General features: G+C 42.4%; 23 protein-coding genes and 1 pseudogene. 14 read left to right on the top strand and 10 right to left on the bottom strand.

What is annotated here, in order from left to right:
• The first annotated feature begins 87 nt into the window (after positions 1-87).
• The 7 genes from prpC to C2M32_RS19985 all read left to right on the top strand — a co-directional run bounded on the left by prpC (position 88) and on the right by C2M32_RS19985 (position 7,568).
• Positions 88-1,209 carry a bifunctional 2-methylcitrate synthase/citrate synthase gene (gene prpC / locus C2M32_RS20015; RefSeq protein WP_105170059.1) on the top strand — a complete coding sequence of 374 codons (1,122 nt, stop codon included), beginning with the start codon at positions 88-90 and terminating at the stop codon, positions 1,207-1,209.
• Positions 1,210-1,282: 73 nt separating this feature from the next.
• Positions 1,283-3,874 carry a Fe/S-dependent 2-methylisocitrate dehydratase AcnD gene (acnD, locus tag C2M32_RS20010; protein WP_105170058.1) on the top strand — a complete coding sequence of 864 codons (2,592 nt, stop codon included), beginning with the start codon at positions 1,283-1,285 and terminating at the stop codon, positions 3,872-3,874.
• 63 nt (positions 3,875-3,937) lie between these two features.
• Entirely contained in the window at positions 3,938-5,110 is a 1,173-nt protein-coding gene (gene prpF / locus C2M32_RS20005; RefSeq protein ID WP_105170057.1) for a 2-methylaconitate cis-trans isomerase PrpF, read from the top strand.
• A gap of 88 nt (positions 5,111-5,198) precedes the next feature.
• The gene (locus tag C2M32_RS20000) at positions 5,199-5,789 is read left to right on the top strand and encodes a LysE family translocator (RefSeq protein WP_105170056.1); all 591 of its coding nucleotides are present in this window, start codon (positions 5,199-5,201) and stop codon (positions 5,787-5,789) included.
• A gap of 42 nt (positions 5,790-5,831) precedes the next feature.
• Positions 5,832-6,305, top strand: coding sequence for a GNAT family N-acetyltransferase (locus C2M32_RS19995; RefSeq protein WP_105170055.1), 474 nt, complete (start codon positions 5,832-5,834; stop codon positions 6,303-6,305).
• A 27-nt stretch (positions 6,306-6,332) separates the two neighbouring features.
• Positions 6,333-6,848: a GNAT family N-acetyltransferase gene (locus tag C2M32_RS19990; protein ID WP_105170054.1), complete on the top strand. Its 516-nt coding sequence runs from the start codon at positions 6,333-6,335 to the stop codon at positions 6,846-6,848.
• A 222-nt stretch (positions 6,849-7,070) separates the two neighbouring features.
• Positions 7,071-7,568 (top strand): hypothetical protein, encoded by a 498-nt coding sequence (locus C2M32_RS19985; RefSeq protein ID WP_105170053.1) that lies wholly within the window; start codon positions 7,071-7,073, stop codon positions 7,566-7,568.
• On the opposite strand, the gene C2M32_RS19980 is transcribed toward C2M32_RS19985, so the two are convergent.
• Positions 7,565-8,431: a LysR family transcriptional regulator gene (locus C2M32_RS19980; RefSeq protein ID WP_105170052.1), complete on the bottom strand. Its 867-nt coding sequence runs from the start codon at positions 8,429-8,431 to the stop codon at positions 7,565-7,567. The genes C2M32_RS19985 and C2M32_RS19980 overlap by 4 nt on opposite strands.
• Before the next feature lie 299 nt (positions 8,432-8,730).
• Here C2M32_RS19980 and C2M32_RS19975 point away from each other — a divergent pair, with 299 nt between their 5' ends.
• Both C2M32_RS19975 and C2M32_RS20610 read left to right on the top strand, forming a co-directional pair.
• A complete protein-coding gene (locus C2M32_RS19975) occupies positions 8,731-9,222 on the top strand; it encodes a hypothetical protein (RefSeq protein WP_105170051.1) in 492 nt (163 codons plus the stop codon).
• Between the two features lie 386 nt (positions 9,223-9,608).
• On the top strand, positions 9,609-9,779 hold the full coding sequence (locus C2M32_RS20610) for a hypothetical protein (protein WP_158678294.1): 171 nt from the start codon (positions 9,609-9,611) through the stop codon (positions 9,777-9,779).
• Positions 9,780-10,012: 233 nt separating this feature from the next.
• Here the strand turns inward: C2M32_RS20610 and C2M32_RS19970 are convergent, their stop codons facing one another.
• From C2M32_RS19970 to C2M32_RS19960, 3 genes are all read right to left on the bottom strand, one after another.
• Positions 10,013-11,335: a sensor domain-containing diguanylate cyclase gene (locus C2M32_RS19970; protein ID WP_105170050.1), complete on the bottom strand. Its 1,323-nt coding sequence runs from the start codon at positions 11,333-11,335 to the stop codon at positions 10,013-10,015.
• 98 nt (positions 11,336-11,433) lie between these two features.
• Positions 11,434-12,210 carry a helix-turn-helix domain-containing protein gene (locus C2M32_RS19965; RefSeq protein WP_105170049.1) on the bottom strand — a complete coding sequence of 259 codons (777 nt, stop codon included), beginning with the start codon at positions 12,208-12,210 and terminating at the stop codon, positions 11,434-11,436.
• Positions 12,211-12,230: 20 nt separating this feature from the next.
• Complete coding sequence (locus C2M32_RS19960; RefSeq protein WP_105170048.1) at positions 12,231-12,689, bottom strand: carboxymuconolactone decarboxylase family protein; 459 nt, start codon at positions 12,687-12,689, stop codon at positions 12,231-12,233.
• A gap of 231 nt (positions 12,690-12,920) precedes the next feature.
• On the opposite strand from C2M32_RS19960, the gene C2M32_RS19955 reads away from it, so the two are divergent.
• The gene (locus C2M32_RS19955) at positions 12,921-13,784 is read left to right on the top strand and encodes a PD40 domain-containing protein (RefSeq protein ID WP_105170047.1); all 864 of its coding nucleotides are present in this window, start codon (positions 12,921-12,923) and stop codon (positions 13,782-13,784) included.
• 92 nt (positions 13,785-13,876) lie between these two features.
• Here the strand turns inward: C2M32_RS19955 and C2M32_RS19950 are convergent, their stop codons facing one another.
• Positions 13,877-15,577, bottom strand: a complete 1,701-nt coding sequence (locus tag C2M32_RS19950; RefSeq protein ID WP_105170046.1) for an alkaline phosphatase D family protein — start codon at positions 15,575-15,577, stop codon at positions 13,877-13,879.
• Positions 15,578-15,842: 265 nt separating this feature from the next.
• On the opposite strand from C2M32_RS19950, the gene C2M32_RS19945 reads away from it, so the two are divergent.
• Positions 15,843-16,736, top strand: a complete 894-nt coding sequence (locus C2M32_RS19945; RefSeq protein WP_105170045.1) for a hypothetical protein — start codon at positions 15,843-15,845, stop codon at positions 16,734-16,736.
• Positions 16,737-16,842: 106 nt separating this feature from the next.
• Here the strand turns inward: C2M32_RS19945 and C2M32_RS19940 are convergent, their stop codons facing one another.
• Positions 16,843-17,013 carry a DUF2986 domain-containing protein gene (locus C2M32_RS19940; RefSeq protein WP_105170044.1) on the bottom strand — a complete coding sequence of 57 codons (171 nt, stop codon included), beginning with the start codon at positions 17,011-17,013 and terminating at the stop codon, positions 16,843-16,845.
• A gap of 256 nt (positions 17,014-17,269) precedes the next feature.
• On the opposite strand from C2M32_RS19940, the gene C2M32_RS19935 reads away from it, so the two are divergent.
• Positions 17,270-19,075, top strand: coding sequence for a S8 family serine peptidase (locus tag C2M32_RS19935; RefSeq protein WP_105170043.1), 1,806 nt, complete (start codon positions 17,270-17,272; stop codon positions 19,073-19,075).
• Between the two features lie 11 nt (positions 19,076-19,086).
• Positions 19,087-19,515: a hypothetical protein gene (locus tag C2M32_RS19930; RefSeq protein WP_105170042.1), complete on the top strand. Its 429-nt coding sequence runs from the start codon at positions 19,087-19,089 to the stop codon at positions 19,513-19,515.
• Between the two features lie 897 nt (positions 19,516-20,412).
• On the opposite strand, the gene C2M32_RS19920 is transcribed toward C2M32_RS19930, so the two are convergent.
• The 4 genes from C2M32_RS19920 to C2M32_RS19905 are packed head-to-tail and all read right to left on the bottom strand — an operon-like array spanning position 20,413 to position 23,728.
• A complete protein-coding gene (locus C2M32_RS19920) occupies positions 20,413-21,276 on the bottom strand; it encodes an ABC transporter permease (protein ID WP_105170040.1) in 864 nt (287 codons plus the stop codon).
• 23 nt (positions 21,277-21,299) lie between these two features.
• On the bottom strand, positions 21,300-22,097 hold the full coding sequence (locus C2M32_RS19915) for an ABC transporter ATP-binding protein (protein WP_105170039.1): 798 nt from the start codon (positions 22,095-22,097) through the stop codon (positions 21,300-21,302).
• Between the two features lie 5 nt (positions 22,098-22,102).
• Positions 22,103-23,065 (bottom strand): ABC transporter substrate-binding protein, encoded by a 963-nt coding sequence (locus C2M32_RS19910; RefSeq protein ID WP_105170038.1) that lies wholly within the window; start codon positions 23,063-23,065, stop codon positions 22,103-22,105.
• A 15-nt stretch (positions 23,066-23,080) separates the two neighbouring features.
• Complete coding sequence (locus C2M32_RS19905; protein WP_158678293.1) at positions 23,081-23,728, bottom strand: O-methyltransferase; 648 nt, start codon at positions 23,726-23,728, stop codon at positions 23,081-23,083.
• Positions 23,729-24,166: 438 nt separating this feature from the next.
• Between C2M32_RS19905 and C2M32_RS19900 the strand changes: the two are divergent.
• Positions 24,167-26,049, top strand: a pseudogene (locus tag C2M32_RS19900) (DUF885 domain-containing protein).
• Positions 26,050-26,106: the final 57 nt, after the last annotated feature.

Raw genomic sequence — 26,106 nt, 5'->3', positions numbered from 1 at the left:
CATTTACGATGGTTCAAATCGTTACTTAGTTATTGAGCCATCAGCTAAAAATAATATTCAGCAGGTAAAAATTCAGGAGACAACAAAATGGCAAAAGTACTAAGCGGTGCTGGCCTTCGAGGCCAGGTAGCAGGGAAAACAGCACTATCAACAGTTGGTAAATCAGGCTCAGGTCTAACATATCGTGGTTATGACGTGAAAGAGTTAGCAGAGCACTGTGAATTTGAAGAAGTGGCGTATCTTATCCTGAAAGGTCACTTACCTACTCAGTCTGAACTTGACAGTTATAAGGGTGAATTACGTTCAATGCGTGGTTTACCTCAGGCGCTAAAAGAAGTGTTAGAACGCATTCCAGCTGATGCTCACCCAATGGATGTATTACGCACAGGTTGCTCAATGTTAGGTAACTTAGAAGGTGAAACAAGCTTTGATTTACAAGGTAAAGTAACTGATCGCATGTTGGCGTGTTTCCCTAGCATTATTTGCTATTGGTATCGTTTCAGTCACGATGGTGTGCGTATTGATGTGGAAACCGATGACGACTCTATCGGCGCACACTTCCTACATATGTTACATGGCAAAAAGCCAAATGAGCTGCACGAACGTGTTATGCATGTATCTCTGATCCTTTATGCGGAGCATGAGTTTAATGCATCGACTTTCACGGCGCGTGTATGTGCTTCGACTCTTTCAGATATGCATTCATGCGTTACGGGTGCAATTGGTTCATTGCGTGGTCCATTACATGGCGGTGCGAATGAAGCGGCAATGGATATGATCGAAAGCTTCACATCACCTGAGCACGCAGAGCAAGAAATGATGGGAATGTTGGAGCGTAAAGAGAAAATCATGGGCTTTGGCCATGCGATTTACTCAGAATGTGACCCACGTAACGAAATCATCAAACAATGGTCAGAAAAGCTTGCCAAAGATGTGGGTGATACGGTTCTTTACCCTGTATCAGTGCGTTGTGAAGAAGTTATGTGGCGTGAGAAAAAGTTGTTCTGTAACGCTGATTTCTTCCATGCATCGGCATACAACTTTATGGGGATCCCAACCAAGTTGTTTACCCCTATCTTCGTTATGTCTCGCTTAACAGGTTGGGCAGCGCATGTGATGGAGCAACGTGCGGACAACCGCATTATTCGCCCATCAGCTGAGTATACAGGTGAAGAGTTACGTCCTGTACCACCTATTTCAGCACGTTAATCAAGTGCTTATGCGGCTAACGGATGTTAGCCGCTAGCTTTTTGTCCGTCATCAATTTCCAATGGATGTAGTTATGAATACCAAATACCGTAAGCTGTTGCCTAACTCGCAACTGAGCTTTTATGACACACGTGAAGCCGTCGATGCTCTTAAACCAGGTGCCTATGACACCTTGCCTTACACATCACGTGTGCTTGCTGAAAACCTAGTACGTCGTTGTGAGCCAGAAAAACTCGATGACTGCTTGACTCAGATCATTGAGCGTCGTCGAGATTTAGATTTTCCTTGGTTTCCAGCGCGTGTTGTATGTCATGACATTCTTGGTCAAACGGCCTTGGTAGACCTTGCTGGTTTGCGTGATGCTATTGCAGCGAAAGGGGGCGACCCATCAAAAGTGAACCCAGTTGTACCGACTCAGCTGATCGTTGACCACTCATTGGCTGTGGAACATGCAGGCTTTGAAAAAGATGCTTTTGAAAAAAACCGTGCCATTGAAGACAGACGTAACGAAGATAGATTTCATTTTATCAACTGGACCAAAACAGCATTTAAAAATGTTGACGTTATTCAACCGGGTAACGGCATCATGCACCAAATTAACCTAGAGAAAATGTCACCAGTGATCCACGCTAGAGACGGTGTGGCATTTCCAGATACCTTAGTGGGAACGGACAGCCATACACCACATGTTGATGCTTTGGGTGTTATTGCTGTGGGTGTGGGTGGTCTTGAAGCCGAAAGCGTGATGCTGGGCCGTGCTTCATACATGCGTCTACCAGATATCGTTGGTGTTGAGTTAACAGGTAAAGCGCAGCCAGGCATTACCGCAACTGATATTGTTTTAGCGATTACTGAGTTTTTGCGCGCTGAGAAAGTGGTTGGCGCTTACCTTGAATTCTACGGCGAAGGCGCTGCGAGTTTGACTCTGGGCGACAGGGCGACTATCTCAAACATGACACCAGAGTACGGCGCTACAGCAGCCATGTTCTATATCGATCAGCAAACCATTGATTATTTGAAACTGACAGGCCGTGACGATGAGCAGGTTCGTTTAGTAGAAAGCTATGCCAAGCATACCGGTTTGTGGGCTGATAGCCTTGAAACCGCACAGTACGAACGTGTTCTTAAATTTGATTTATCTTCGGTTGGTCGTAATATCGCGGGTCCTTCAAATCCACACAAACGCGTGGCAACAGCGGACTTAGCTAAAGCCGGCATTTCGGGCGTTGTTGAAAACGAAGAAGGTAAAATGCCAGATGGTGCGGTGATCATCGCCGCCATCACCAGCTGTACCAACACCAGTAACCCGCGCAATGTAATTGCGGCAGGCTTGTTAGCGCGTAATGCAAACGCGAAAGGTTTAGTGCGTAAACCTTGGGTAAAGACCTCATTGGCGCCGGGATCTAAAGCGGTAAAAATGTATCTTGAAGAAGCCAACCTACTGCCTGAGTTAGAGCAATTGGGCTTTGGGATTGTAGCGTTTGCGTGTACGACTTGTAATGGTATGAGCGGTGCTCTTGACCCGAAAATCCAACAAGAATTGATAGATCGTGACCTGTACGCCACTGCGGTATTATCAGGCAATCGTAACTTTGATGGTCGTATTCACCCTTATGCAAAACAGGCGTTTTTGGCTTCCCCACCATTGGTTGTGGCGTATGCCATTGCGGGGACCATCCGCTTCGATATTGAAAAGGATGTATTAGGTCATGATACACAAGGTAACCCTGTTACTTTGAAAGACCTATGGCCGAGTGATGAAGAGATTGATGCTGTGATAGCACAAAGCGTGAAGCCAGAGCAGTTCCGTCAGGTTTACGAACCTATGTTTGACTTAACCGTTGATTACGGCGAGCACAACAATCCGCTGTATGATTGGCGTGAAATGAGTACTTATATCCGCCGTCCACCCTATTGGGAAGGTGCATTGGCAGCAGAGCGTACCATGAAAGGTATGCGACCACTTGCAGTATTGGGTGACAACATCACGACTGATCACCTATCGCCATCCAATGCAATCCTTGCTAGCAGTGCAGCAGGTGAGTACTTAGCAAAAATGGGGTTGCCAGAAGAAGATTTCAACTCTTACGCAACGCACCGAGGCGATCATTTAACGGCTCAGCGTGCAACATTCGCTAATCCAAAACTGTTTAATGAAATGGTGCGTGATGAGCAAGGTGAAGTTAAACAGGGGTCGTTGGCGCGTCTTGAGCCTGAAGGTAAAGAAATCCGCATGTGGGAAGCCATCGAAACTTACATGCAGCGCAAGCAGCCTCTGATCATTGTCGCTGGAGCTGATTATGGTCAAGGGTCTTCGCGTGACTGGGCTGCGAAAGGCGTTCGTTTGGCTGGGGTTGAGGTTATCGCCGCTGAAGGGTTTGAACGCATCCACCGTACCAACTTGATTGGTATGGGGGTATTACCGCTGGAATTCAAAGCGGGCACAACTCGTAAGACCTTGGCTATCGACGGTACAGAAACCTTTGATGTAGAAGGTGAGCCAAGCCCAGGAGCGACGCTAACATTGGTTATTAACCGTAGTAATGGTGAGCGTTTAGAGGTGCCAATGACATGTCGATTAGATACCGCTGAAGAAGTGTCTATTTACTCGGCAGGGGGCGTACTACAGCGTTTTGCAAAAGACTTTCTAGAAGCCAACGCATAACATTTAACAACATTTGGCCCTACTTAGTAGGGCCTTAGATGATGCTTTTAACAGGAATAAGCAATGTCTTTTAAGCCACAAATTAAAGTGCCTGCAACCTACATGCGTGGTGGCACCAGTAAAGGGGTATTCTTTAACCTCACCGATTTGCCGCCACAAGCACAAGTGGCAGGCCCTGAGCGCGATGCTTTGTTGTTACGCGTGATTGGTAGTCCAGATCCTTACGGTAAGCATACCGATGGTATGGGAGGGGCCACATCAAGTACCAGTAAAACGGTTATTTTGTCCAAAAGCACACACTCTGATCACGATGTCGATTATTTGTTTGGTCAGGTTGCTATCGATAAACCATTTATCGACTGGAGTGGTAATTGCGGTAATTTAACTGCTGCGGTGGGGTCGTTCGCTATCAGCAATGGTTTAGTTGACGCTGAGCGTATTCCGCAAAATGGCATCGCAGTGGTGCGCATCTGGCAAGCCAATATTAAGAAAACCATTATTGCCCACGTGCCTATCAGCGACGGAGAGGTTCAAGAGACAGGAGATTTTGAACTCGATGGCGTTACTTTTCCAGCCGCTGAGGTGGTAGTTGAATTTATGGACCCTGCGGATGGCGAAGGCGCGATGTTTCCATCGGGTAGCTTGGTCGACATGTTGGAAGTGCCAGAAATTGGCAAATTTGCGGTAACCATGATTAACGCAGGTATACCCACGTTATTTTTTAATGCCGATGAACTGGGCTACACAGGTACTGAATTACAAGAAGCAATCAACGGTGATGATGCCGCATTGGCGCGATTTGAAACCATCCGCGCCTATGGTGCACTAAAGATGGGTTTAATTAGTTCTTTGGAAGAAGCGGCTACACGTCAGCATACTCCTAAGATTGCGTTTGTAAGCAAAGCTCAAAGCTACTTGGCATCCAGTGGTAAACAAGTCAATGCCCTTGACATTGATATCTGTGTACGTGCTTTATCCATGGGTAAACTGCACCATGCCATGATGGGAACTGCTGCTGTTGCGATTGCGACTGCGGCCGCGATTCCAGGAACTTTGGTTAACTTGGCCGCAGGTGGCGGAGCACGTGAGAGCATTACTTTTGGCCATCCCTCTGGCACTTTACGAGTGGGAGCAGCAGCGCAATACATTGATGGACAGTGGCAGGCTGAAAAAGCAGTGATGAGCCGCAGTGCACGAGTACTGATGGAAGGACACGTGAGAGTACCTCAGTCTTAGAAGTACACCGAACATATTTTGTTGGTAATGTTACCAAGGCCCATACTGGGCCTTTTTTATCGCATCAATTAAATTGAGAAAAAATACAATGGAATTGGTTTTATCTTTAGCGCTTACAACAGCGTTATTGTTGGGCTCGCCTGGTCCTGCGCCGTTGGCTTTGGCGGGAGTGGGCGCGAGTTTCGGATTCCGCCAAGGAAGTGGATTTCTTGCTGGTATCTTGGGGGGTCTGTTGGTGGTGATTGTCCTCGTAGCCACAGGTCTCGGTACCTTGTTTAACGCTTATCCAGCCATCAGAATCATCTGTCAGCTAGCCGCCGCAGGGTATTTGTGTTTTGTGGCATATCGAATCGCCACAGCTGAGGGCGGAATCGCTTCGCAAACTGGTCAGCCTCCAGAGTTCAAAGATGGCTTTATTTTAAATTTGATTAATCCTAAGGCCTACGCAGCGTTTCTAGCAATCTTTGCTAACAATATGCTACAAATGCATAGTCCATTCATCGATCTAGCGCTTACTGCAACTGTCTGTTTTTTAGTGGCTGTGATAGTAGATACGTTATGGATGGCGGCAGGAGCAAAATTAAGACCGCTGTTTGCTAAGCCTGAGCAGGCGAAAAAATTGCGATTGGGGTTTGCTGTTGCATTGGTGATGAGTGTCATGATTGCAATTATCGGCTAGCATACTATTTTAGGAACACATGCAAAGGATTTAAATAGCCAGATGGAAGCCATTGAGCCAACAGATTCACATATTTTACAACTCATGACTTGGTTTAATAATTCATGGGAACTACAGAGGTGGGCTGGACCAAACTTTCGTTATCCATTTGACCTACCCTCTTTTAAAGAAGACTTGAGAGTCAATGAACAGAGGTGTTTAGCCTTGCTATCACCTCAAGGGGAATTGTTGGCGTTCGGTCAGTATTACCTGCGTTCTGAATGTTGTCACCTAGCCCGTTTAGCGGTTAGCCCGATGCATAGGGGTAAAGGGCTAGTGAATACACTGTTGAGCGAACTGTGTAAACGGGGTTTACAGTCACTTCAAGTGCAGCAATGCTCGTTGTTTGTGTATCCTGACAACCTGTCTGCTATCAAGGCATATGAGCGTTTTGGCTTTAAGCAAACACAATACTTTGATGATGACTCGTTGCAAGAAACACTCTACATGAGAAAAGACTGTCTAAGCGACGAATAGTCAAATGATGAAAATATAGGAGAGTATATGCAACCGTCTATCACAACCGAGCGGCTATTACTAAGGCCTTTTAGTCACAATGACGCCGCAACGGTAGCAAAGTTGGCTGGAGACAAGCGAGTGAGTGATATGACCAAGAACATTCCCTATCCTTATTCACAAGACATGGCTGTGGAGTGGATTAAAACCCATAAACCCCAGTATGAAAGTGGTCACAGTGTTGTATACGCCATTACCCAAAAAGGTGATGATGGTGTGATTGGTGCATTGGGTTTTGTAGAGATAATCAATGGGGTGGGCACCCTAGGGTATTGGTTAGGATGTGATTATTGGGGGCAAGGCATTGCAACAGAAGCGGTAAATGGGTTAGTCAATTATTATAAAGAATATCACAGCCTACAGGGGCTGGAAGCGACGCATTTTGTGGAAAACCATCGCTCACGCGCCGTTATTGAAAAACTAGGTCTAAACTATGTGGCTGATACTGAGATTGAGCTACGGGGGGAGCAAAGAGCAATCAGTGTTCATAGAAGAACGCTTTAACTTAATCTTTACTCGCACTGATAGGCATTACAAATGCTCATAGCTCCCTAACAGAGCTCAGCACACAATTGCACCGATTTGTTTTAATGACTGCTGTCATGCACATTTGACTAGCGATTGTGCCATAGATAGGCCCTATGCTATTCATCGCTAACTCCTATTTTATGTTTTTCGAGTAAGTCCATATGATTACGCCACACAACATGAAAAGGAGTCTTTAATATGATCACACACACTTTAACTACGCGCTTGTCAGCATCACTCATTTGTGCCGCGATGGCACTGCCTGTTTTGGCAAGTCCTGGAGATTGGATCAACACCAGTGGAGATTTTGCTACCTTAAATCCCGATGCTTCCGAAGTACTTTTTGCTGTACACTATCCACAGCTTCGAGATGAGAGTTGTGGTATTGGCATTGCGCTAAATGGCTTCAATAGCCACGAACGCCACTATCGTGAGTTGCTAGAACACATTCAAGTGAAGACGATTTATATGACCAACCGTGGCTTGTATGAGTTACAACCTTCATCTGTCACACGTGATGGTATCTTATATCCATTCGACTATTATGCCCAATACTACATGACATATGTTACCATCAGCACCAAAGATGGTCGTACCTTTGGGGACGTCTTCGCTGGTATGTCTAGCTTTAATAGCGTCTATGCTCTAACTAGTGCTGTGAGTTGTAAGCAGCTAGAGGATGCCAAAGGAAATTAATCTGACTGTTCGTACAGGACCGCTTTAATTTCCTGTTTTAAATTGTGACTGACTGTACTATTTTGAATATCAAATCGGTGGATGAGACATAATTCGTCAATCACCATTGCGTCGTTATGTTCATAGCGATGCAATGGTTCTGAACTTTTATTGGCAACCCGCTGTGGAAGGATCCCCAAGCCAATCCCCTTGGCTACCAAGCAAGCGATTACCTCTAGGTTGTTCGAATGCTCTACTTGAAATTTATTTAAATCAATTACTTTAAGTAGTGCCTGAGACTGCTTGAGGTTTGGATCACAGTATAAAATGACACGTTCTTTTGCGTTTGCAGTACCATCAAATGTGGGACCGCGCCACAGTGTCACCTCGTCTAAAAGTAATTTGTGGATCACCAGATCGGGGTGACGAACTGGGTTAATCACAAGGCCGAAGTCGATTTCACAGCCAATCACTTGCTCGGTGATTTTACGGGATAGGTCGTGTACAAAATTCAGCTTTAAATTGGGATATTTGTTCTTTAATGCCGGCAATAGGTTAGGCAGGGTATAAAGTGCTACGGATGGATGACAGCCGATTGAAAAAGTACCAAGCATATCGGTTCCTGCGCGGATCACATTCGCTTGTAGTTGCTCCCAATCGGCCATGAACTTACGGCTATGCTCCGCCAGAGCAATGCCCGCGCGCGTCAGCTTGACGCCATTTCGACTTCTAATTACCAGTTGTGTGTTGAAACTTTGCTCTAGGCGTTTTATTGCCGCGCTCATACTCGGTTGTGTAATACCTAAGCGCTGAGCAGCTCTAGAGAGGTTCTGAGTGTTTGCCACTTCTTCGAAATAGCTTAAATCATCAAATGATGGTCGCATTGTTATCCTTCACATATCTTTAACTAAACTGGGCGTATGTAACTATAAAGGGTAAGTAATTTTTATGGGAATTTTATTCAGATATGTGTCTAGTAGTAGCCATTGCTTTTTGTTTTGTTTTTTTAAAATCAATGAGTTGGTTTATAATGCGTTTTTGGTGAATCTGCCGCAAGTTGAGCTTGTTTGTACTCACATTGAAAATATAGAGTTGTATGACTTAATTTAACCTTTATTTTACATTCTGGTGAGCTATCACTATCATGGTCCGTAACCTCAACCTACAATAAGGAATATTGAAAATGATGACAGGTAAAACCAAAATGGCCTTTCGGTGTGGACTACTCTCTTTAGCTGGGGTGATGTCTGCCTTGCCAGTATCTGCAGAACCAGCCGATTGGCTAAAAAGTAGTGGGGATTTTGCGACTCTACATCGAGACGCCAGCGAAGTTACATTTTTCGTTAACAACATTGCGCCCATGGGTGGGAATTGTGGCGTAGGCATCGCTTTTAATCGAACCAATCGCCATGAGCGTTACTATCGTGAATTACAGGCTCAGATCAAGGTAGAGTCAACACATTTAACCCGCAGCGGTGCCTATGAGCTGCACCCGAGTGCGATTAGTCGTCACAGTATTTTATACCCCTTCAACTATGCGTCTTCACAGCACTATGACACTCATGTGACCATCAGCACCAAAGATGGCCGCACGTTTGGTGAAGTTTTTAAAGCGATGTCGGTGTATTACGACATTCATGTGCTAGTCAGTGCTTTGTCTTGTGAGCAATTATAAAGAACCCATTGGGCTCACACTTAGTTTGTTATTTTAGCGCCTAAAGGCGACAGAAGTGACAAAGGTGCAATAATATCATCGAGTTAAAAGCCACATTATTGCTTTGACGATATACATAAACACCACGATATCGCAGGTTCTGCGAGATCGTGGTGTTTATTCTTTACACTATAGTGATTATTTTTTACCGAACTTAGTAACATCTACTTGCGCTCAATAAAGATACAGGTTTAGGATATTGTTCCGTTTATCGCTTCTAATACTTCAGTTAAGGAAAAAGAAATACATAGGGGATTTTGCCCAATGGTTATATTGGTGCTCTGGTTGTGTCTATGTCTATATGAAGTTGAAGGAGTTCAATAGCTTAACAACAAGGAACTACAAGCATGAAAACTTCGCTATTACTAAAGTCAAAAAAACTAAAAGAGCTTTCACTGTCTAATGCCAAACAAGTCAATGGCGGCGAAATTGGGATACCTGTGACGCTTCCACCACCGGCACAAGGACGACATGGAACGCAAAGGTATACATCAGTAGTAAAAACGTTTAACTGTTAAATGTATCAATGGGGGAATTTGTTGATAAATAAAGGTTAGCTGAGCGTCCATGTAATAGTTTGCGTTAGTTGTCACCATGTTTTGCTTTATCTCAAAGCATCGTACTCAATACGCACTATATTTCACAATTTTGCCATAGAGCAATCGGTTGGCAAGATTATGGACATTTAAAGTCAGTTGCTGCTTATTTGTGTGCGGTTAGTTTTAGTATTCGCACCAAGTGATGTGCTGTTCTAACAATCAGCGCTTGCCATCAATACCCTATTTCGGCCAAGCTCTTTTGCTTTATAAAGAGCTTGGTCGGCATGCTTGACGAGTATATCACTTGTTTGCCCATGTTCAGGAAAAGCAGCCACACCTAAACTGATGGTGAGCGTACTAACCTTACTATCATCGATAATGACTACCTGAGAGGCCACATTTTGCCTTAATTTTTCAGCCATCATGTAAGCTGTGTTACCAGCGCAATGAGGTAAGATTATGACAAATTCCTCTCCGCCATAGCGACAGGCCTTGTCATGGTTACGTATGCCAGATACGAGCGTTTGTGCAACGACTTTGAGTGCTTCGTCTCCGCCAAGGTGTCCATAGGTATCATTGAACTGTTTGAAGTGATCGATATCACAAATGATGATACATAAAGGATAGCCACCTTGCTGCGCGAGTTTGAGCTCTTGTTCGATTTGTTCGTCGAATTTACGCCTGTTAAATAAACCGGTAAGGCCGTCCTTGTTGGCCACCAGTTCGAGCGCTTTATGCTGTTCAATGATTTTGTTTTTCATGTTGTTGAAAGTGTTTGCAACACTGGCCATTTCGATAGGAATGCCAATATCAATGTGATGATTTGTATCTCCTGTGGCGAATTTAGAAGCGCCTTCAGTGAGTTTGTCCATGCTACTAAGCAACGAGCGATTAATAATAACTAGGCCCAGTAAACCAAGCGCAACTGCGCTAAGCAGCACCAATACATATATCCTATTGGCGTGCTCTAGGGTTTCGATTACTTGCTGGTGTAATTGTTCATTTTGTTGTTGTAAGTCTTCGTATATCTGTTCTAGTTCATAGCCAAGTCTATTTATTTCATTTTCAAATTTGATAACTTGGCTCCCAAATGCTTGATTACCATGAATATGAGACTGGCGTAAAACTACCTCAGAATGAGCTGCAACACTGAGCCACTGTTGTTGAGCGATAGCAATATCATCGTTTAGACGGACATGAGCAGGGTTAGACGCCTTGCTTAATTTTGAAAATGCGTCATCAATTCGCTGTGCCTGAACAGCATAATCTTCGCGGTGGCTGGGGTCGCCGTTTATCGCAAAGCCCGTTACCGTGTTTGATATATCCCAAAGTGTTGTTTGTAGGTTGTTGATGGGGCTTATGATATCGAGTTGCTCAGAGGAGAGGGCAAGTAGTGGGTTTACGATACGTTCGTGAACAAAGGCATAGGTCAAAATAGAAAAAACGATAAAAGGGGAAATAGTTATTACTAACCCAGAGGTGAGCCAAAACCGCAAAGAGCGTTTTTTCCAAAAGCGAACAGCACTTTGATACATTGCCGCGTGACCTTTATAACTTATTGTATTTCATACCTGAATGAATAGAGTATAGCCGCTCAGTATCGGCTGTAAAATTTTAGGCAACACACAGTAGGTTACTTTTGGTTGTTCACTACATATTGATATTTTTTAGGGGTGATATGGGCAATACGTTTTAGTTCTCTCGTCATGTGTGCTTGATCACTATACCCTAGCTGTTGAGCTATCGCTGCGAGTGATACATGGTTATGGTGTTTTAAAGCGTCGAGAGTGTGGCGCACACGAATGATCCGGTGAAAGTGCTTCGGAGTGATACCAAGCCAAGTTTTAAATTGCCGCTCTATTTGTCTTTGATTAAATATTTGGTTGTGCTGTTGCTTAGGAAGCGTCGATTGCAGTGCATCAATCGCCTTTTTTAGCGTTATAGGCAGTGGTGTTGGTTGCGTAAGGTGCTGGCATAGCCACCTATAAACTAGGGCAATGTTCGCCCAATTTCCTTGTCCATCAGATAAACGCGCGTAAATCTGAAAAAGTATCTGATGGGGGCTAGTAACAGGAGAAATCAGTTCTGATTGGCATGAGTTTGTGCCCAGTAGACTCGCACTGACACCGGGTTGAAAACGTATACCGACCACCGTACTGCCCGCAGGGATACCAATAGTGTGGGTCTGAGTGCTGATAGGTTGAACCAGTATACCTGTTGGCAGAACTTGATTGTCCAAATGTAATGATTTGCTGAGGTTAAATAGGATCCCCATACAGCCATCACCATTTAAGCAACGCTCCACAACACAACGGTTGGTATCATTGGTTTTTGCACACCATATCGCTTGAACATAATCAGCTATACGATATTTTGGTTTGTAAATATCGAAACTCAACACCACACTCACCGATTGCTCTCCATGTTCAACTACTCGTTTATTGTATCAATGGAAGGGGTGAACGCTTTTGATATGCGATTCCAACTATTGATTGCGTTGACAGCCAGCGTTACATCAACCAGCCCTCGTTCCGACAATTCATTGAGCGCCTGTTCATAATCGTGCTGATTGATAGGCTCATTACTGACGACTAGCTCAGCCCAAGCTAATGCACTACGTTCAATTTTTGTATAAAGTGGCAATCCACGCCAAGCATTTAACCCTAAAATACGCGCCGGAGTTTCACCTCGTTCAAGTGCGACTTTACTATGCATATCAATACAAAACGCACATTGATTGATTTGTGATACTCGCAGTTTTAGCAACTCCCACAAGGTCACACTTAGCGTTGTGCTGGTGCTGAACTGAGTTGATAAATATTGCTCTTGATTAAGTAAAATGTCCATTGCTTTAGGGGCGATTTGAAAATAGTTGATACGTGAGGTCATGATAATGCTCCTTGATTAAGTACTGGACAAAAGCTTACCGAAGGAATTCTAAGGATTATTGAATAAATCCGACATTTTTAACATCAAGGATAACAAGCTGGCGTTGTTGACTAAGTGGCTCCAACAAATTTCAGAATAAAATCATCTAGAAGTCATCTATACGTCAGGTGTTGTTGTTCTCAGTTGGTTACATTACGGGCTGTGTTAAACATCGAGAACAAAGGATAAATTATGAATCGCAAATGTTGTGTCGCTTTTTTAATGATTAGTGTACTCGCTTTCAGCAGCAACAGTTTTAGTCAGGAAACATTATCTAAGTCTAGTAGCCCTTACTTGGGGCAAAAGCCGCCAGGTTTAACCCCCGAAGTGTTTGCCCCTAACTTGGTCTCGTCAGAGCACAAAGATTGGACAGGGCACTTCACGCCCGATATGAAGGCATATTATTTCACTCGATTGAGTGAGAATAAAGCATCAAAATTTGTTATTACATCAGAGCATAATGGCTGGAAAGTATCAAAGTTGTCCCCTCCGTTGGGAGGAACGATTTCGCCTGATGGTAAGGTGATGCATTCTGGTAACAAATATAGAGAGCGTACCGATGATGGTTGGTCAGAGTTAAAAAGTCTTGGTCCGATGTTTGAGGCGATCCAAATTATGGTGCTGAGCGCATCCACCAATGGTACCTATGTGTTTGATGAACGTACAGAGATTGGCACCATTCGCTATTCCCGATTGATAGATGGTACTCGCGAAGCACCTAAAGCATTTCACAAAAAAATCAATACTGGAAAGTGGACCGCGCACCCATTTATCGCTGCGGATGAAAGTTACATTATTTGGGACAGCGAGCGAGAAGACGGGTATGGAGATTCCGATCTATATATTAGCTTCCAACAACAAGATGGATCATGGGGAGCGGGTATCAACTTAGGAAGCGAGATAAACACCACCGGCCCCGATACTGGAGGCGTTGTGTCACCTGATGGGAAATACCTTTTCTTTAATAGAAAGGTGAGTGAGCATGATACCGATGTGTATTGGGTGGACACACAGATTTTTGAAACACTTAGGCCAAAATCATCGCCCTTAAAATAGTGACAGCAAGCGCGGCGCGACTAAAATGGAGATTTTACCGCAGCCCGCTGTTTTATCCATGCAGTGAGACTCAGCCTGACTGCCATAGACAATTAGAATGTAATGACTGTTGATATGGCTTCTTCGTCAGCCGTTTGAATCGACATTTTGATGGTACGATTTTGCCAGTCGATGTCTAACATACCGTAATTGCTACCTGATTTATTGATTAAATGGCGGTTGCTGGTAGTAAGGTTTGCAATGTCGGCGCTTACTGTACCCACGTAGCCGGTTGGGATTTTGGCACCGCTTGGCGCACAATTACCCCATTCTCCCTCAATGCCTTTGCCATTTTCATCTACTTGGGTGTAGCACCACGGCTGTTCGTTGTCTTTGGTTGTACACCCTTGATAGGTGGTGCCTGCATAACTAAACGGTAGCTTACACTGTTGGGTGTAATTACCATCGCCTTTTGTATCTGCATAGATGGGTAGCCTGAGGGGGTTTTCTATGTGATATGGCCAATTTTGGCCAAAGCCAGAAGCGGTGATCTCATACACAGTCGCTTGTTTACCAAATTCGTTGCTGGATGGAATGTCCTTTTGCAGTAGCTCCCCCCAGTGTTGATCACCCGATAGAAAGATGACCGCCTTAGTTTTGCCATCGTTAATGGATTTTTGCACCATGCGCAGTAAACGTTCACGCTCGCTAGGCATTTCTGCCCAAGATTCATAACTGGTGCCAGACATCGCTGTTTCACCCAGCGATTCGATTGCGGTTTTAAACTGTTGACCATTTCCATAAGCACAGTAACTTGACATACTGCGGCCTTGGTACAGTGGCGGAAGCACTTGTATACCACTGGCTATCAATTTGATTTCAGAGGGTTTTGCTAACTCTTGTTCAAGCCATTGCCATTGTTGCTCGCCAAGCATGGTACTTTGTTCACCCTCGCACTTACCATAGTTATTAAAAGTCGGGGAACGGAAGTAACGAGCGTCTAATGTAATAACGTGTGTTTGTTCTTTAGCACTGCCCAGCATTTTAGCTTCATAGATTCCTGCTTGGCCATTGAGCCTTGGGTCGTCTTGAGGCACGTCAAAATGACGTAAATACTCTTTTTGCGCGTTCTCGCGTTCTGGATAATGTTTGCCATCATTGTTTCTACCAAAATCATGATCATCCCATGTTGCCATAACTGGTATTTGGGCTTCTAAAAAAGCATGATAGTCAGCGTTTTGCTTTTTCTCGTTGTATTTTCTTCGCATGCTGCTCATGTCTGTTGTATCAGCATAGATGTTATCGCCAAGCCATAAAAACAGATCGGGTTTTTGAGTGATAAGACGCGCTAAAGCCTCAGGCATATCCCCTTTAGTTTTAAAGCAAGAGCCCAGAGCGACTCGGTCTATACGTTTGCTCATTTGAGGGTGGGTATGGCTTAAGATCTCAGAAGGCTCAACGAGGTTACATTCTTCCCACTCGCTTTCGCTGGTATAACACCATGGCATAGTGTGATTTCGAGAACTACAGCCGTAAAACTGTTCTCCTTGATAACTTGATGGCGCACGGCAAGCTTTACCGCTTTTGGTAGTAAATTGAGGAATGGTCTCGACTTTCACATTGGCCCAATATGCTCCTTCTTGAGCATTTTTTAGATAACACCATTGGCTACCATCGTTGTTTTTATTGGTCGTCCCTTGGTAGTCCGCTCCTAAATAATTAAAGCTAGTTTTACACTGCTCATAGTGCACTTCGCTCTGTGCGAATGTTAGTGTAGGTAAAAGAGCTATGAGTATGCAGCTGATTTTGTTCATGTTAATTCCTAAAATAAACCTGTCATCCTGATAACGGTGAGCATCCTTGCGTGAAGGCAAATATCTTAGGCGGTGGGTGTGATCGATTGCTTGCAAAACCATGTCAACGATATGACTAGATTCTTTAAACCGTCATTATTTGGGTTGGAGCAAGACCGAGATATCGCTAGAATAAGCGAGTACTTATTGGCAATAAGCACTATGCTGTATAGACTCTCTGCTGGTGTTTATATACGGTGATACGCCTTACACAACGGGAGTTTGTATGTTTAGAACGGCCAATCTGGCTTTAATTATTTCTTTGGTAGCGCTAGCGGTTTCTTTGTACGGGGTTTTTAATCTTTCGTCTGAGCCAGATGAATACATTGCACGCCATACTCAGAGCAGCAGTGAAAGCAATGTTCATCAGGCGTCATCACAGTCACAGGTCATTAATCGTTTGCATGCACAACTCTCAGCCTTAGAACTACGAATACGGGAGTTGGAAGGCCACAATGGTAACGCTGAGTATGCCATGGCAGGAGAGCAATTTGAACGGGCTGTGCTGAGCGTAATTGAACAACAGCAAGCACGTGAACGAGAAGAAATGCGCAGTAAAGACCCAGCCTACGCTTTCTATGAAAGCTTACCCCAAGACTATGAAATAAAACTAAAAACAGACCCTGATTATGCGCAGCAAATAAACAGAGAGTTGAATGCAAAAGTGTTGGATATCAGTTTACCTGCATTGGAGAGGCTCTCTGCAATGGGGCAATTACAAATGAATATGTATGTGCTCAATAAAACCCAAATGGGTGATTACAATTACGAGGCCGTAGATGCAATACTAAAAATCGCTCAACAAAGTAATGATGAGAAGTTAAAAGTGCAAGCGTTAGAAGTGATCGCTAATACACCGCTTACAGATGCACGGGTCGCAGATAGTTTTGTTTCAATTGTTGAAAGAGAACAGAACGAGTATTTACGCAGTATGGCCGCTGAAGGCTTGATGTTGCAGTATTATCAATCTAAAAGTAAACAGCCTGAACTAAATCGACGCGTGGCGCAGCAAATTCTTTCGCTCTATAACCATGGTGATCAAAAGCTTAAAAGCCTAATGAAAAATCATATGTTTAGTGACGATATGTTGAATGAACTTAATGCCTTAGTGGGTAACTAGTAAGCCTTGAGAAATCTCTTGAGGAATCTTCTGAGGAGTTACTTGAGGGATCTCAACATATCCCTCAGGGTGAAGTTTTTACAACGTATTGAGCCACAAAAAAGCGTTACTCCTGTTCGTCACTCGTTGCTTGCATGTCCTGACTAGCTGCTTGCTCTTCGGCAGCAGCTCGTTGCGCCTTTGAAATATAGCGAGGCTTATTGCTTTTATGCAGTTTAGCGTTGGCTCGTTTGTCTTTCTTTTTTAGCGTTTCGTAAATCTTTTTTTTGCGATTCATAGTGTCTCTCTTATCAGTCATCACATTTTACACGCTTACCTCACAAAACCAAATGATCAGATCATGCAATTATCGTATTTTTTATGGATTCGGATGGGGTAAAAATAAATCCTTTTTGTAATTTTTTATAGCTTATGTGGTTGTAAGTTAAATGGTTTGTTAACTGGCAAATTGACAGCGATGTCTTTTTTTGTTGCCTGCTCGTTATCATAGTGTTATGTTGAGTTCCCTTTTTGGGTATCATGTAGAGGACACAATGAATTATCATAAGAATTTTTTGGCTCTAGCCGTCACCGCGGCTATAGGCACAGCGTATGCGAATACGTCTCCTGAGCAAGACCTTGTCAAAAGAGATCCACTGACTTATCAGCAGTGGCATTTACAGAATACAGGTCAAACGGGCTTCTCTTTGTCGGCAGGTAAAGCGGGTGAAGACCTAAATTTAGACTTTGCCGATCGCATGGGGATCAAAGGTCGCGGTATAACCGTATCGGTGATCGATACTGGGGTGGAAATCTCACACCCAGACTTGCGAAACAATGTCGTTCCAGGTTCACGAAACTTAATTGATGGAAGTGATTACCCGGTAGACACTCATGGTCATGGCACGTCGGTAGCGGGTCTTATTGCCGCAGAGGAAGGAAACAATTTAGGTGGTCGAGGTGTTGCCCCTTATGCCAATCTAATCGGTTTTAACTTCTTGAGTGAGCAATCACTAGCTTCTTGGATGGTTTCTCATGGTCTAAGTGAAGACTTTAGAGTACTAGACCGCTTTACTGATCCGCGCGTATTTAACCAAAGCTATGGCAGTACTCCGTCTTCTCCACTTAATGGTGACCTGAGTGCAGAGCCAGAGTACGCTTTGATTGAAGAAGTCATGAAAGATATTTCATTAGACAGCCATTGGGGACGTGGTGCAACTTATGTAAAATCAGCGGGTAACTCATTTGGGTATTATACCACTTACATTCAGGGCATTCAGTTTTACGTTATTCCGTATGAGAACAATCAGTTCCTCAATAACAAAGGATTACCATTTCATAATGCAAACATTGCTTTGGATAACACCACGTTTTGGAATCTCGTAGTTTCATCACTTAATGCAGACGGTGAGTTGGCTTCTTACTCATCGGTTGGGTCGAATATCTTCTTGTCAGCACCGGGCGGAGAATATGGTCAGGATAAACCTGCCATGGTCACGGTTGATTTAACTGGCTGTGAGCAAGGTATGAATGTGACTGGTACACATAAAAACAGTTTGCATGGTGGTACACAGTTAGACCCCAACTGCGACTTTACGGGTGTAATGAACGGCACCTCATCAGCGGGACCAAACGTTGCAGGTGCAGTGGCGACCGTGATGTCGGCAAACCCAGGGCTTGATGCTAGAACCGTTCGTCACCTTTTAGCAACAACAGCGCGTAAAGTGGACCCTGAACACAAGGGTGTCACCCTTGATTTTGAGTCAGCAAGTGGAGACATCGTGACGTATGATGCTGTACCTGGCTGGCAGACGAATGCCGCAGGTTACAATTTCCATAACTTTTATGGTCTTGGTGCTGTAAATATTGACGATGCTGTATATAAAGCGTTGTTTACAGGCGTATCTTTACCGGAACTTCAAATCACAGATTGGCAAAAGCAAACGGCTAATGTCACCATCCCTGATGCTGATTTAGCGGGCGCGCAAAGTACTATGGTGGTTGAGAAAAATCTAACCATCGAAGCTGTACAGCTTAAATTAAACCTAGATCATGAACGTCTTCGTGATGTTGCCATTGAACTGACTTCGCCATCGGGTACACGTAGCGTGGTGATGAGTGCACGAACCGGATTCTTGGACGGAACAGATGGGGGTTACACGGATACCGTGATGTTGAGCCACCATTTCTACGGTGAAAAGTCTCAGGGGAACTGGACAATCAAAGTGATCGATACCGATAAGGGATCAAGCCGCACTTTGATCTATAACCCGAACATTGGTCTGTTTACCACCAACGGCACTAACAATGCGGTAGATGGTGTATTGAAAGATTGGTCACTACGTATTTACGGTCACTAAGGAGTAACAAAATGAAAAAACTATTAGTGCTAGCAGCGCTGACAACTTCAAGTGCTGTATTTGCAAATTTCCCGGTATCAATTGATGAGCTTCAGCAGCAAACCTTAAAAGACATTAGTCAACTACCACTGTCTAGCATGACTCAAACGAGTGATCTAAATGAGGTTCATTCCGTTAAAAAAGGTCAAGTGATCATTGGTGATAACGGTTTGAATGCCTACCAAGCGACAGGTGAAGTACTGATTCAGCTTGCCGACTTTGCTGATGCTGATGCCGTGGCAAAAGCCCATGGGTTAACTCTAAAGCAAGCTTACAAGTCATTTTATGTGGTGACTTCAGAGCAAGAAAATTTGGCGCAAGTACTTGCGGCCTTGCAGCAAGAGGGCACGGTTATCTCAGCGAGTCTGGGCCTTAAAGACCTAGGGGTCAAAGTAAACTAGTTTTATTAGCAACGAGCGGCTGTTAAATGGATGTGCGGCTGCTACTTTTGCAGTTGATTTAAGTGGAAATAAAAGGGAGCAATGGCATATATGGCTTCCTTTTTATATAAATATGAATTACCAGCCGAGTGTCCACTTGCTAGTGTAGTCGCCAAGCGTTTTGTATTCGCTTCTTATGCCCCTTGCTGTATTTTCAATCAGCTTTTTAGAAACTGTGTTTACATAGTTGTTTGAATTTTATATCAATTAACTCATAGCCGCATTAAATCAATAATTTTTTACACCGCTAGAATTCATAAATACACTAACGTACTAACTTATATAAATTAGCCAATCAAAGAATTTGCTTAAGATTAAATGATGGAATTCGCTCTGACATAAATAGCAAGATAGTACGAACTTAAGCTAACTCTCAATTAGTTAACTTCGACTTTTAATCAAAGGTACTATGATAGATTGACTCCGAAATGCCAAATTAATTATTCCATTTGTGCTTACACTTGTTAGTAAAATACAGAGCTTTACCCTGTTAATTTAATGCATAAAAATCGTCCTTTACCTTGAACGACCTCAGCCTTGTGAGGAACTCCTGCGGGTATGTATATAGAACAAGGTCCTGCACATTGTTTAATTTCATCATCTATTTGCATACGGTAAACTAACTCGTGCCCTTCATCTGGGAGGAGGATGTTAATTTCATCTGTTTCATGTGTATGCAATTCAGTATACTGTTGTGGACTATTCACGCATTCACTTTCTATATTCACATTATGTATAGCAATACTAAGTTTGGACTCTTTAAACTTGTTCGTATCTAAGAATACAGTACGTATTATATCATCTCTGTTACAATGAAAAGGGATATCACCTAGAGGCTCTACTGTAGGAGTAATTATTTTAAAGGATGTCATAAGAGTCACTGACCTTTCTACGACCTGAGTGCCACGGTATAAGTCTTTTTTCAAAAAAAGAAAATATCCAGTCTAATACAAATCCAGTGATGCCTATCGTGACAATAATAGAAATCAGCATTGGATAATTTAATCCACTTTGAAGTGACTGATTCATTAAAAATCCTAGCCCACCTGCAAGTAGATCATCTGAGGTAACACTAGCAAGCATTTCACAAGTCACAACAAGCAATAACGTTACACCAATAGCAATTCTTGCACCAACGAAAAGAGCAGGTAGAGTTGCATTAAAAACAATATTTCTAATGTACTGGATATTATTTATGAGGTTCTCTCTATAGCTATAGTCATTTGTTTTTGTACTATTTATTTTAGTTATACTTTTTCCTGATTTTATTAGAATCGGATTTATATCTTTTACCCCTTGATGCACTTGCATCAAAACAGGCCAAAAAGCACCATAAAATACTACAAATATAGTCATTTCGACTGAACCATATTGAAAAAACATAGCAGATAGAGGAATAACTGCAATGGAGGGAATTGGTCTCATAACATTAATAATGCTACTAGTTGCCATTTCAAGTCTCTTGGATACCCCAAGAAGTAAACCGAAACCAAGACCAACGCTTAATGCAATTGTATAGCCTATAAAAAATTTGCCTAACGTAGAAAGAAGATTAGTAATCACCTCGGAAAAGCGGATATTTAAAAACAAGTCTTTATATGTTTTTCCCAAGCTTGGATCTACCTGCGACTCTAGAGGGTAGATTATAAGTACACCAATAACTACAGTCGTTATAAGAGCACTAATAAATTTGTAAAAAAAATTGCTTTTAATGTCTTGCATTTACCCCTCCAAATAAACGATAGCTATTCCAACTCTGTTCTTATTTTTTTAACATATTTGGTAATATAAGGTGCTTCTCTATCAAATCTATTATCAGAATCTCTGTCGATATAAAACGTTTTAATTTCTACTATATTTTCTTCACATTTCTTCATTACCAGAACAATATCAGCTAAATAAACAGCTTCAGTAATATCATGAGTACTAAAGAATATTGAACCCACTTCATTAGCATTTTTTATTTTAATAAAAGTATTGTTCAAATGCTCTTTAGTTAGCTGATCTACTGAGCCACAAGGTTCATCCATAACAAGTAGCTCAGGTTTAGTCGCTATTGCTCTAGCTAAAGCTAGCCTTTGTTTTTGCCCACCTGATAACTCGTGAGGAAAGCAATTTTCTTTTTCAATGTTTAAATCGCACAACTCTAGCAACTGTTTGTAGCGATCTTCACAAAACTTCCCTTTCACAGACATCGCAAAACGAATTGTTTCTCTAATTGACTGCCAAGGAAACAAAGACGAATCGTAATTCTGGAAAACCATAGTGACAAGCTTTATTAATGTTTGTCTTTTTTGATCCGAGTGCGCTTTAAATTTTCCATTGTTCAGCAAAAACTTGATTTGCCCTTCCGTTGGGAGTTCAAGACCAGCTAACATTTCTAACAAAGTAGACTTGCCGACACCACTCTTTCCAACAAGTGCAATCGTTTTACCAAAAGGTATAGAAAGTGATAGGTTTCTAATAGCTTGAACAGGTTGGTTGTTGTTATTCGCCGTATAGAATTCTTTATTTATCTTTTTAAACTCTATTTCTTTTAGCATAAACGTCACTCAATTAAGCTATTTAATCTTGATAGTTCTTTCTGATTTTGCTCTTTTATAAAGCCGTGTTTGGTGCTCATATCGATCAAATATTGCATATCGGAAGGAGTTATATTATCGATATAAGATGGCATAGTCATGCTATCTAAAGTTAACATATCCATTTTTGTATATTCTGCTACTAGAGCTTTAGCGTAACCTTCATCTGACTTGTATTTTTCAACTATTTCAGCAAGTGCTTGCTTAAACTTTTTTGCTGTTTCGGGGTTTTTATCAAGCCATGTCTGAGTTGAATAAAACGAGCTTACAACTGTTCTGTCTACAGCATCACTAACAAAATAATTTCCAACAGATTTCATCCCAGACTGTATTGACTTTGTAAGAAAAGGTTCTACTACTGCAATTACATCTGCGCTACCGTTTTGTACACTATTTGCCATAAACGGAAATGGAACTTCAATAAATGATACTAATTCCTTATCAACATTATGCTCTTGGAGGAAGTTTATTAGCATTAGATGATCAATATTATTTAATGTGTTAATCGCAATCGTCTTTCCTTCAAGATCTTTCGGTGTAACGATGTTACTTTCTTGAGATACTAACAAACTGTGCTCAATATGATCTGTTGACTCTATAGTAGCGGGGCCTAAGGAAATCATAGAGTGACCATTTTGAAACGCTAAAATCGGAGTTACTGTATTACTAAAGGTTATATCAAGCCCACCTTGTAAAAGTGCTGTTGAAAGTAATGCTCCGCCTTTGGAACTTGACAGAACGATATTTAAACCATGTTTCTTGAATATATCTGATTCAGATAAAATTGCGCAGTGGGCTATTGGCATTGAGCCAACTCTAACTGTTATAAGCTCGTTTTCTATAGAAGTACTATTATCGGTAACGTAGAGTAAAGAAAGTACCAAAGCGGCAATTGCGAATATTGAAATAGTTATTTTTTTGATATTCATTTACATTTTACCTATTTAAACTCTAATAAATACAGCAAGGCCATCCTCAACGGGGAGGTAAGTGCCATACCAGTCTGGGGATTGACTCAATTCAATATTGAATTGATGGACTTCTTTAGCGAAGGGTCTATTGTGAATATACCTAAATACGTTATCGGCAATTAATAACCCACCTTTTCGAATAAATTTAGTTGCCCAATGCAAATAAAAACAATATGAAGTTTTATCAGCGTCAATGAACATCAAATCAAACTTACCAAACCTTTCGATTTGACTTAACGTATCTTGCGCATTTCCTTGGATTAGCTGAATTTTGTCTTCAACCAAATACTTAGAGAATGTGTTTTTAGCTTCTATGATGTGTTCAGGGTTATTCTCAAAAGTAAATAATTTGCCGCCCTTTTTCAGTCCTCTTGAAAGTGCAATAGTGCTATAACCTGCGAGAGTTCCAACCTCTACAACTTTTCCAGGGTTCGCTATTCTTGAAATGATCTCAAGATGTCTTGCGTCAAACTGGCTTATTGATATATCTGGAAGATTCTTTTCTTTTGATCTTTTTCTTATCTCTGATAATTGGGAGTCTTCAGGATTAATCAGGTCACTGACATAGTCTTGAGCGCTAGGTTCCAATACTGAATAAGATTTTGGGCAACACTTATTCAAAATAATTCTTCCTTAGATATTATGTTATTGAGTTCCAAACATGATGTAAAAAATTTACACGAGTTACGAACGCTAATCAATCAAATTATGATTTTTTTCGACCTACTTATAGGGCTTAACCATACACAGTGTTTCTTCAATGGTGGAACTGGTTAATGATAAGTTGTTATTAATCTTATCGGCCAAGGCAGATGCGTTATATGTTGTTGAATTGCCAGAGTAGCGAAACTAAAAATAACTAGAAAACACATTGTTTATACTAGATAGCTGTTACTTGATGAAATCAGTATGGATACTTAATTGTCTGTTGTTCAACGTATTACACTGTATATTGTACGCAAAAAATGTTATTGAGTTTCTAATAACAATAAGAACAAAAAAACTAGATACCTATTACACTAAATGGGTTGCCTCTTCACGTTACCAATGGAGTTTTTCATGAAAAAAGCAAGCTTAGTCAGCTTAGCCGTACTTTTTGCCCTTGCAGGGTGCTCATCAGAGAGCACTCAAACTAGTTCAGGTTCATCTACAGCGCAAACTACAGCTGAAGTAACCAACACTTCGAGTACCGATGCGGTCGATGAAGTTGTTGAACAATACACGCAAACGTTTATCACTCACCAGCCCGCATTGGCAACGTCACTGAAATTATCACCAGAACAATACGGTGAATATGCCGCTAGATTACCTAACTATTCGTTAGCAGGTATGCAAGCGCTGCAAATTGATATGAACAAGGCTGCCGAGCAGTTAAAGCAGTTACAGACTCTGCCGCTTAACGAAGACGAAATGTTGCATGTGAAAGTGAACGAAGTACTGGCAAGGTATTACGCCGGTCATAGTAGTTTTCAGCAGGCTATATTGATACTTGGGGCGGTCACTTGCCTTATATTATCAATCAGTTGTCGGGCCCGTTGGTAGATATCCCAAATATTCTTAAAGATCAGCACGGTGTTGAATCAGAACAAGACGCAAAAGACTATTTGGTAAGATTAGAAGCATTCGCAAATATGACCGAGCAAGTGCGCTCAAAAGCGCTTGTTGATGCGAAAAAAGGGGTTATTTTACCTAAACCGTTGTTTGCTAACACACTGGGTTATTTAAACAACTTTACTGCCCCCGCGCCTGCGGAGCATCCACTGGTGACATCATTCGCTGAAAAGCTGGATTCGGTAGGCGAGCTGCCAAAAGAAACCAAGCAATCTATGGTGGAAGAAGCAACAAATATTGTACAAAGCAAAATTTACCCTGCTTTTGCTAATGTGACCAAAGATATGCAAGCGTTAGAGAGTAAAGCGCCTGATAAAGTAGGTATTTGGGCCCAGCCAAATGGTGAAGCATATTATCAACATGCCATTACTTATTTGGCTGATTCAGATATGACAGCTGAACAAATTCACAATATTGGTTTGCAAGAGGTCGAGCGCATCACTAAACGGATGGATGAGATCCTAACAGCCAATGGTTATAGTGAAGGAACTGTTGGCGACCGAATGAAGCAGCTTAATGAAGAATCTCGCTTCTTATATGAAGACAGTGACGAGGGACGCGAAAAACTACTGACTTTCTTGCGTGGTGAAATTGAAACCATCAACAAAAAAGCACCTCAGCTTTTTTCAACGCTGCCGCCGCAAAAAGTGGAAGTTAAACGTATTCCAAAAGCTGTCGAAGCTGGTGCACCTGGTGGCTATTATAATGGCCCATCGTTAGATGGCAGCCGCCCTGGGATCTTTGCAATTAATTTGAAAGATATGAAAGCCGTGCCTAGCTTTGCTATGAAAACATTGACTTATCATGAGGCTGTACCAGGGCACCATTTTCAGATTGCTTTAAACCTATTACAAACAGATATTGGTTTGATGCGTCAAAATGCATCATTTAATGGTTATATCGAAGGCTGGGCACTTTACTCAGAATTAGTCGCCTATGAAATGGGCATGTACGAAAATGACCCATTCGGTGATTTAGGTCGTTTACAAGCAGAAGTATACCGCGCAGCACGTTTGGTCGTTGATACTGGGTTACACCATAAAAAATGGACGCGCCAGCAGGCGATTGAATATTTTGCCCAAGCTACGGGTACTGCTATGAGTGATGTAACAGCGGCTATCGACCGTTATATCGCATGGCCGGGGCAAGCGCTTGGCTATAAACTGGGAATGTTGAAGCTGGTTGAGTTGCGCACTATGGCTAAAAACGCGCTCGGTGATAAGTTTGATATCAAAGCGTTTCATGATCTGATCTTGCTCAAGGGCGCGCGTCCTTTAGCCTTGGTTGAAGAAGATGTTAAGCGCTGGATTGAGCAGCAAAAGCAAGCTTAATTAAAGTGCTCATCCGACTTACGTTAGGGGGCACAAGCCCCCTTTGTTGTTTATACA

The sequence above is a fragment of the Pseudoalteromonas sp. T1lg23B genome, assembly GCF_002964665.1.
Classification (GTDB): domain Bacteria; phylum Pseudomonadota; class Gammaproteobacteria; order Enterobacterales; family Alteromonadaceae; genus Pseudoalteromonas.
Note: the sequence above shows the minus strand (reverse complement) of the source record. Positions and strands in the feature narration are given on the sequence as shown.

Excerpts from the sequence above, each read along its gene's own strand:
- C2M32_RS20610 (WP_158678294.1), top strand. The coding sequence starts at position 9,609 with ATGAAAACTTCGCTATTACTAAAGTCAAAAAAACTAAAAGAGCTTTCA.
- C2M32_RS19985 (WP_105170053.1), top strand. The coding sequence starts at position 7,071 with ATGATCACACACACTTTAACTACGCGCTTGTCAGCATCACTCATTTGT.
- C2M32_RS19970 (WP_105170050.1), bottom strand. The coding sequence starts at position 11,335 with ATGTATCAAAGTGCTGTTCGCTTTTGGAAAAAACGCTCTTTGCGGTTT.
- C2M32_RS19980 (WP_105170052.1), bottom strand. The coding sequence starts at position 8,431 with ATGCGACCATCATTTGATGATTTAAGCTATTTCGAAGAAGTGGCAAAC.
- C2M32_RS19930 (WP_105170042.1), top strand. The coding sequence starts at position 19,087 with ATGAAAAAACTATTAGTGCTAGCAGCGCTGACAACTTCAAGTGCTGTA.
- C2M32_RS19935 (WP_105170043.1), top strand. The coding sequence starts at position 17,270 with ATGAATTATCATAAGAATTTTTTGGCTCTAGCCGTCACCGCGGCTATA.
- C2M32_RS19945 (WP_105170045.1), top strand. The coding sequence starts at position 15,843 with ATGTTTAGAACGGCCAATCTGGCTTTAATTATTTCTTTGGTAGCGCTA.
- C2M32_RS19990 (WP_105170054.1), top strand. The coding sequence starts at position 6,333 with ATGCAACCGTCTATCACAACCGAGCGGCTATTACTAAGGCCTTTTAGT.
- C2M32_RS19910 (WP_105170038.1), bottom strand. The coding sequence starts at position 23,065 with ATGAATATCAAAAAAATAACTATTTCAATATTCGCAATTGCCGCTTTG.
- C2M32_RS19960 (WP_105170048.1), bottom strand. The coding sequence starts at position 12,689 with ATGACCTCACGTATCAACTATTTTCAAATCGCCCCTAAAGCAATGGAC.
- C2M32_RS20000 (WP_105170056.1), top strand. The coding sequence starts at position 5,199 with ATGGAATTGGTTTTATCTTTAGCGCTTACAACAGCGTTATTGTTGGGC.
- C2M32_RS19955 (WP_105170047.1), top strand. The coding sequence starts at position 12,921 with ATGAATCGCAAATGTTGTGTCGCTTTTTTAATGATTAGTGTACTCGCT.
- prpC (WP_105170059.1), top strand. The coding sequence starts at position 88 with ATGGCAAAAGTACTAAGCGGTGCTGGCCTTCGAGGCCAGGTAGCAGGG.
- C2M32_RS19950 (WP_105170046.1), bottom strand. The coding sequence starts at position 15,577 with ATGAACAAAATCAGCTGCATACTCATAGCTCTTTTACCTACACTAACA.
- C2M32_RS19940 (WP_105170044.1), bottom strand. The coding sequence starts at position 17,013 with ATGAATCGCAAAAAAAAGATTTACGAAACGCTAAAAAAGAAAGACAAA.
- C2M32_RS19995 (WP_105170055.1), top strand. The coding sequence starts at position 5,832 with ATGGAAGCCATTGAGCCAACAGATTCACATATTTTACAACTCATGACT.
- C2M32_RS19920 (WP_105170040.1), bottom strand. The coding sequence starts at position 21,276 with ATGCAAGACATTAAAAGCAATTTTTTTTACAAATTTATTAGTGCTCTT.
- C2M32_RS19915 (WP_105170039.1), bottom strand. The coding sequence starts at position 22,097 with ATGCTAAAAGAAATAGAGTTTAAAAAGATAAATAAAGAATTCTATACG.
- prpF (WP_105170057.1), top strand. The coding sequence starts at position 3,938 with ATGTCTTTTAAGCCACAAATTAAAGTGCCTGCAACCTACATGCGTGGT.
- acnD (WP_105170058.1), top strand. The coding sequence starts at position 1,283 with ATGAATACCAAATACCGTAAGCTGTTGCCTAACTCGCAACTGAGCTTT.
- C2M32_RS19975 (WP_105170051.1), top strand. The coding sequence starts at position 8,731 with ATGATGACAGGTAAAACCAAAATGGCCTTTCGGTGTGGACTACTCTCT.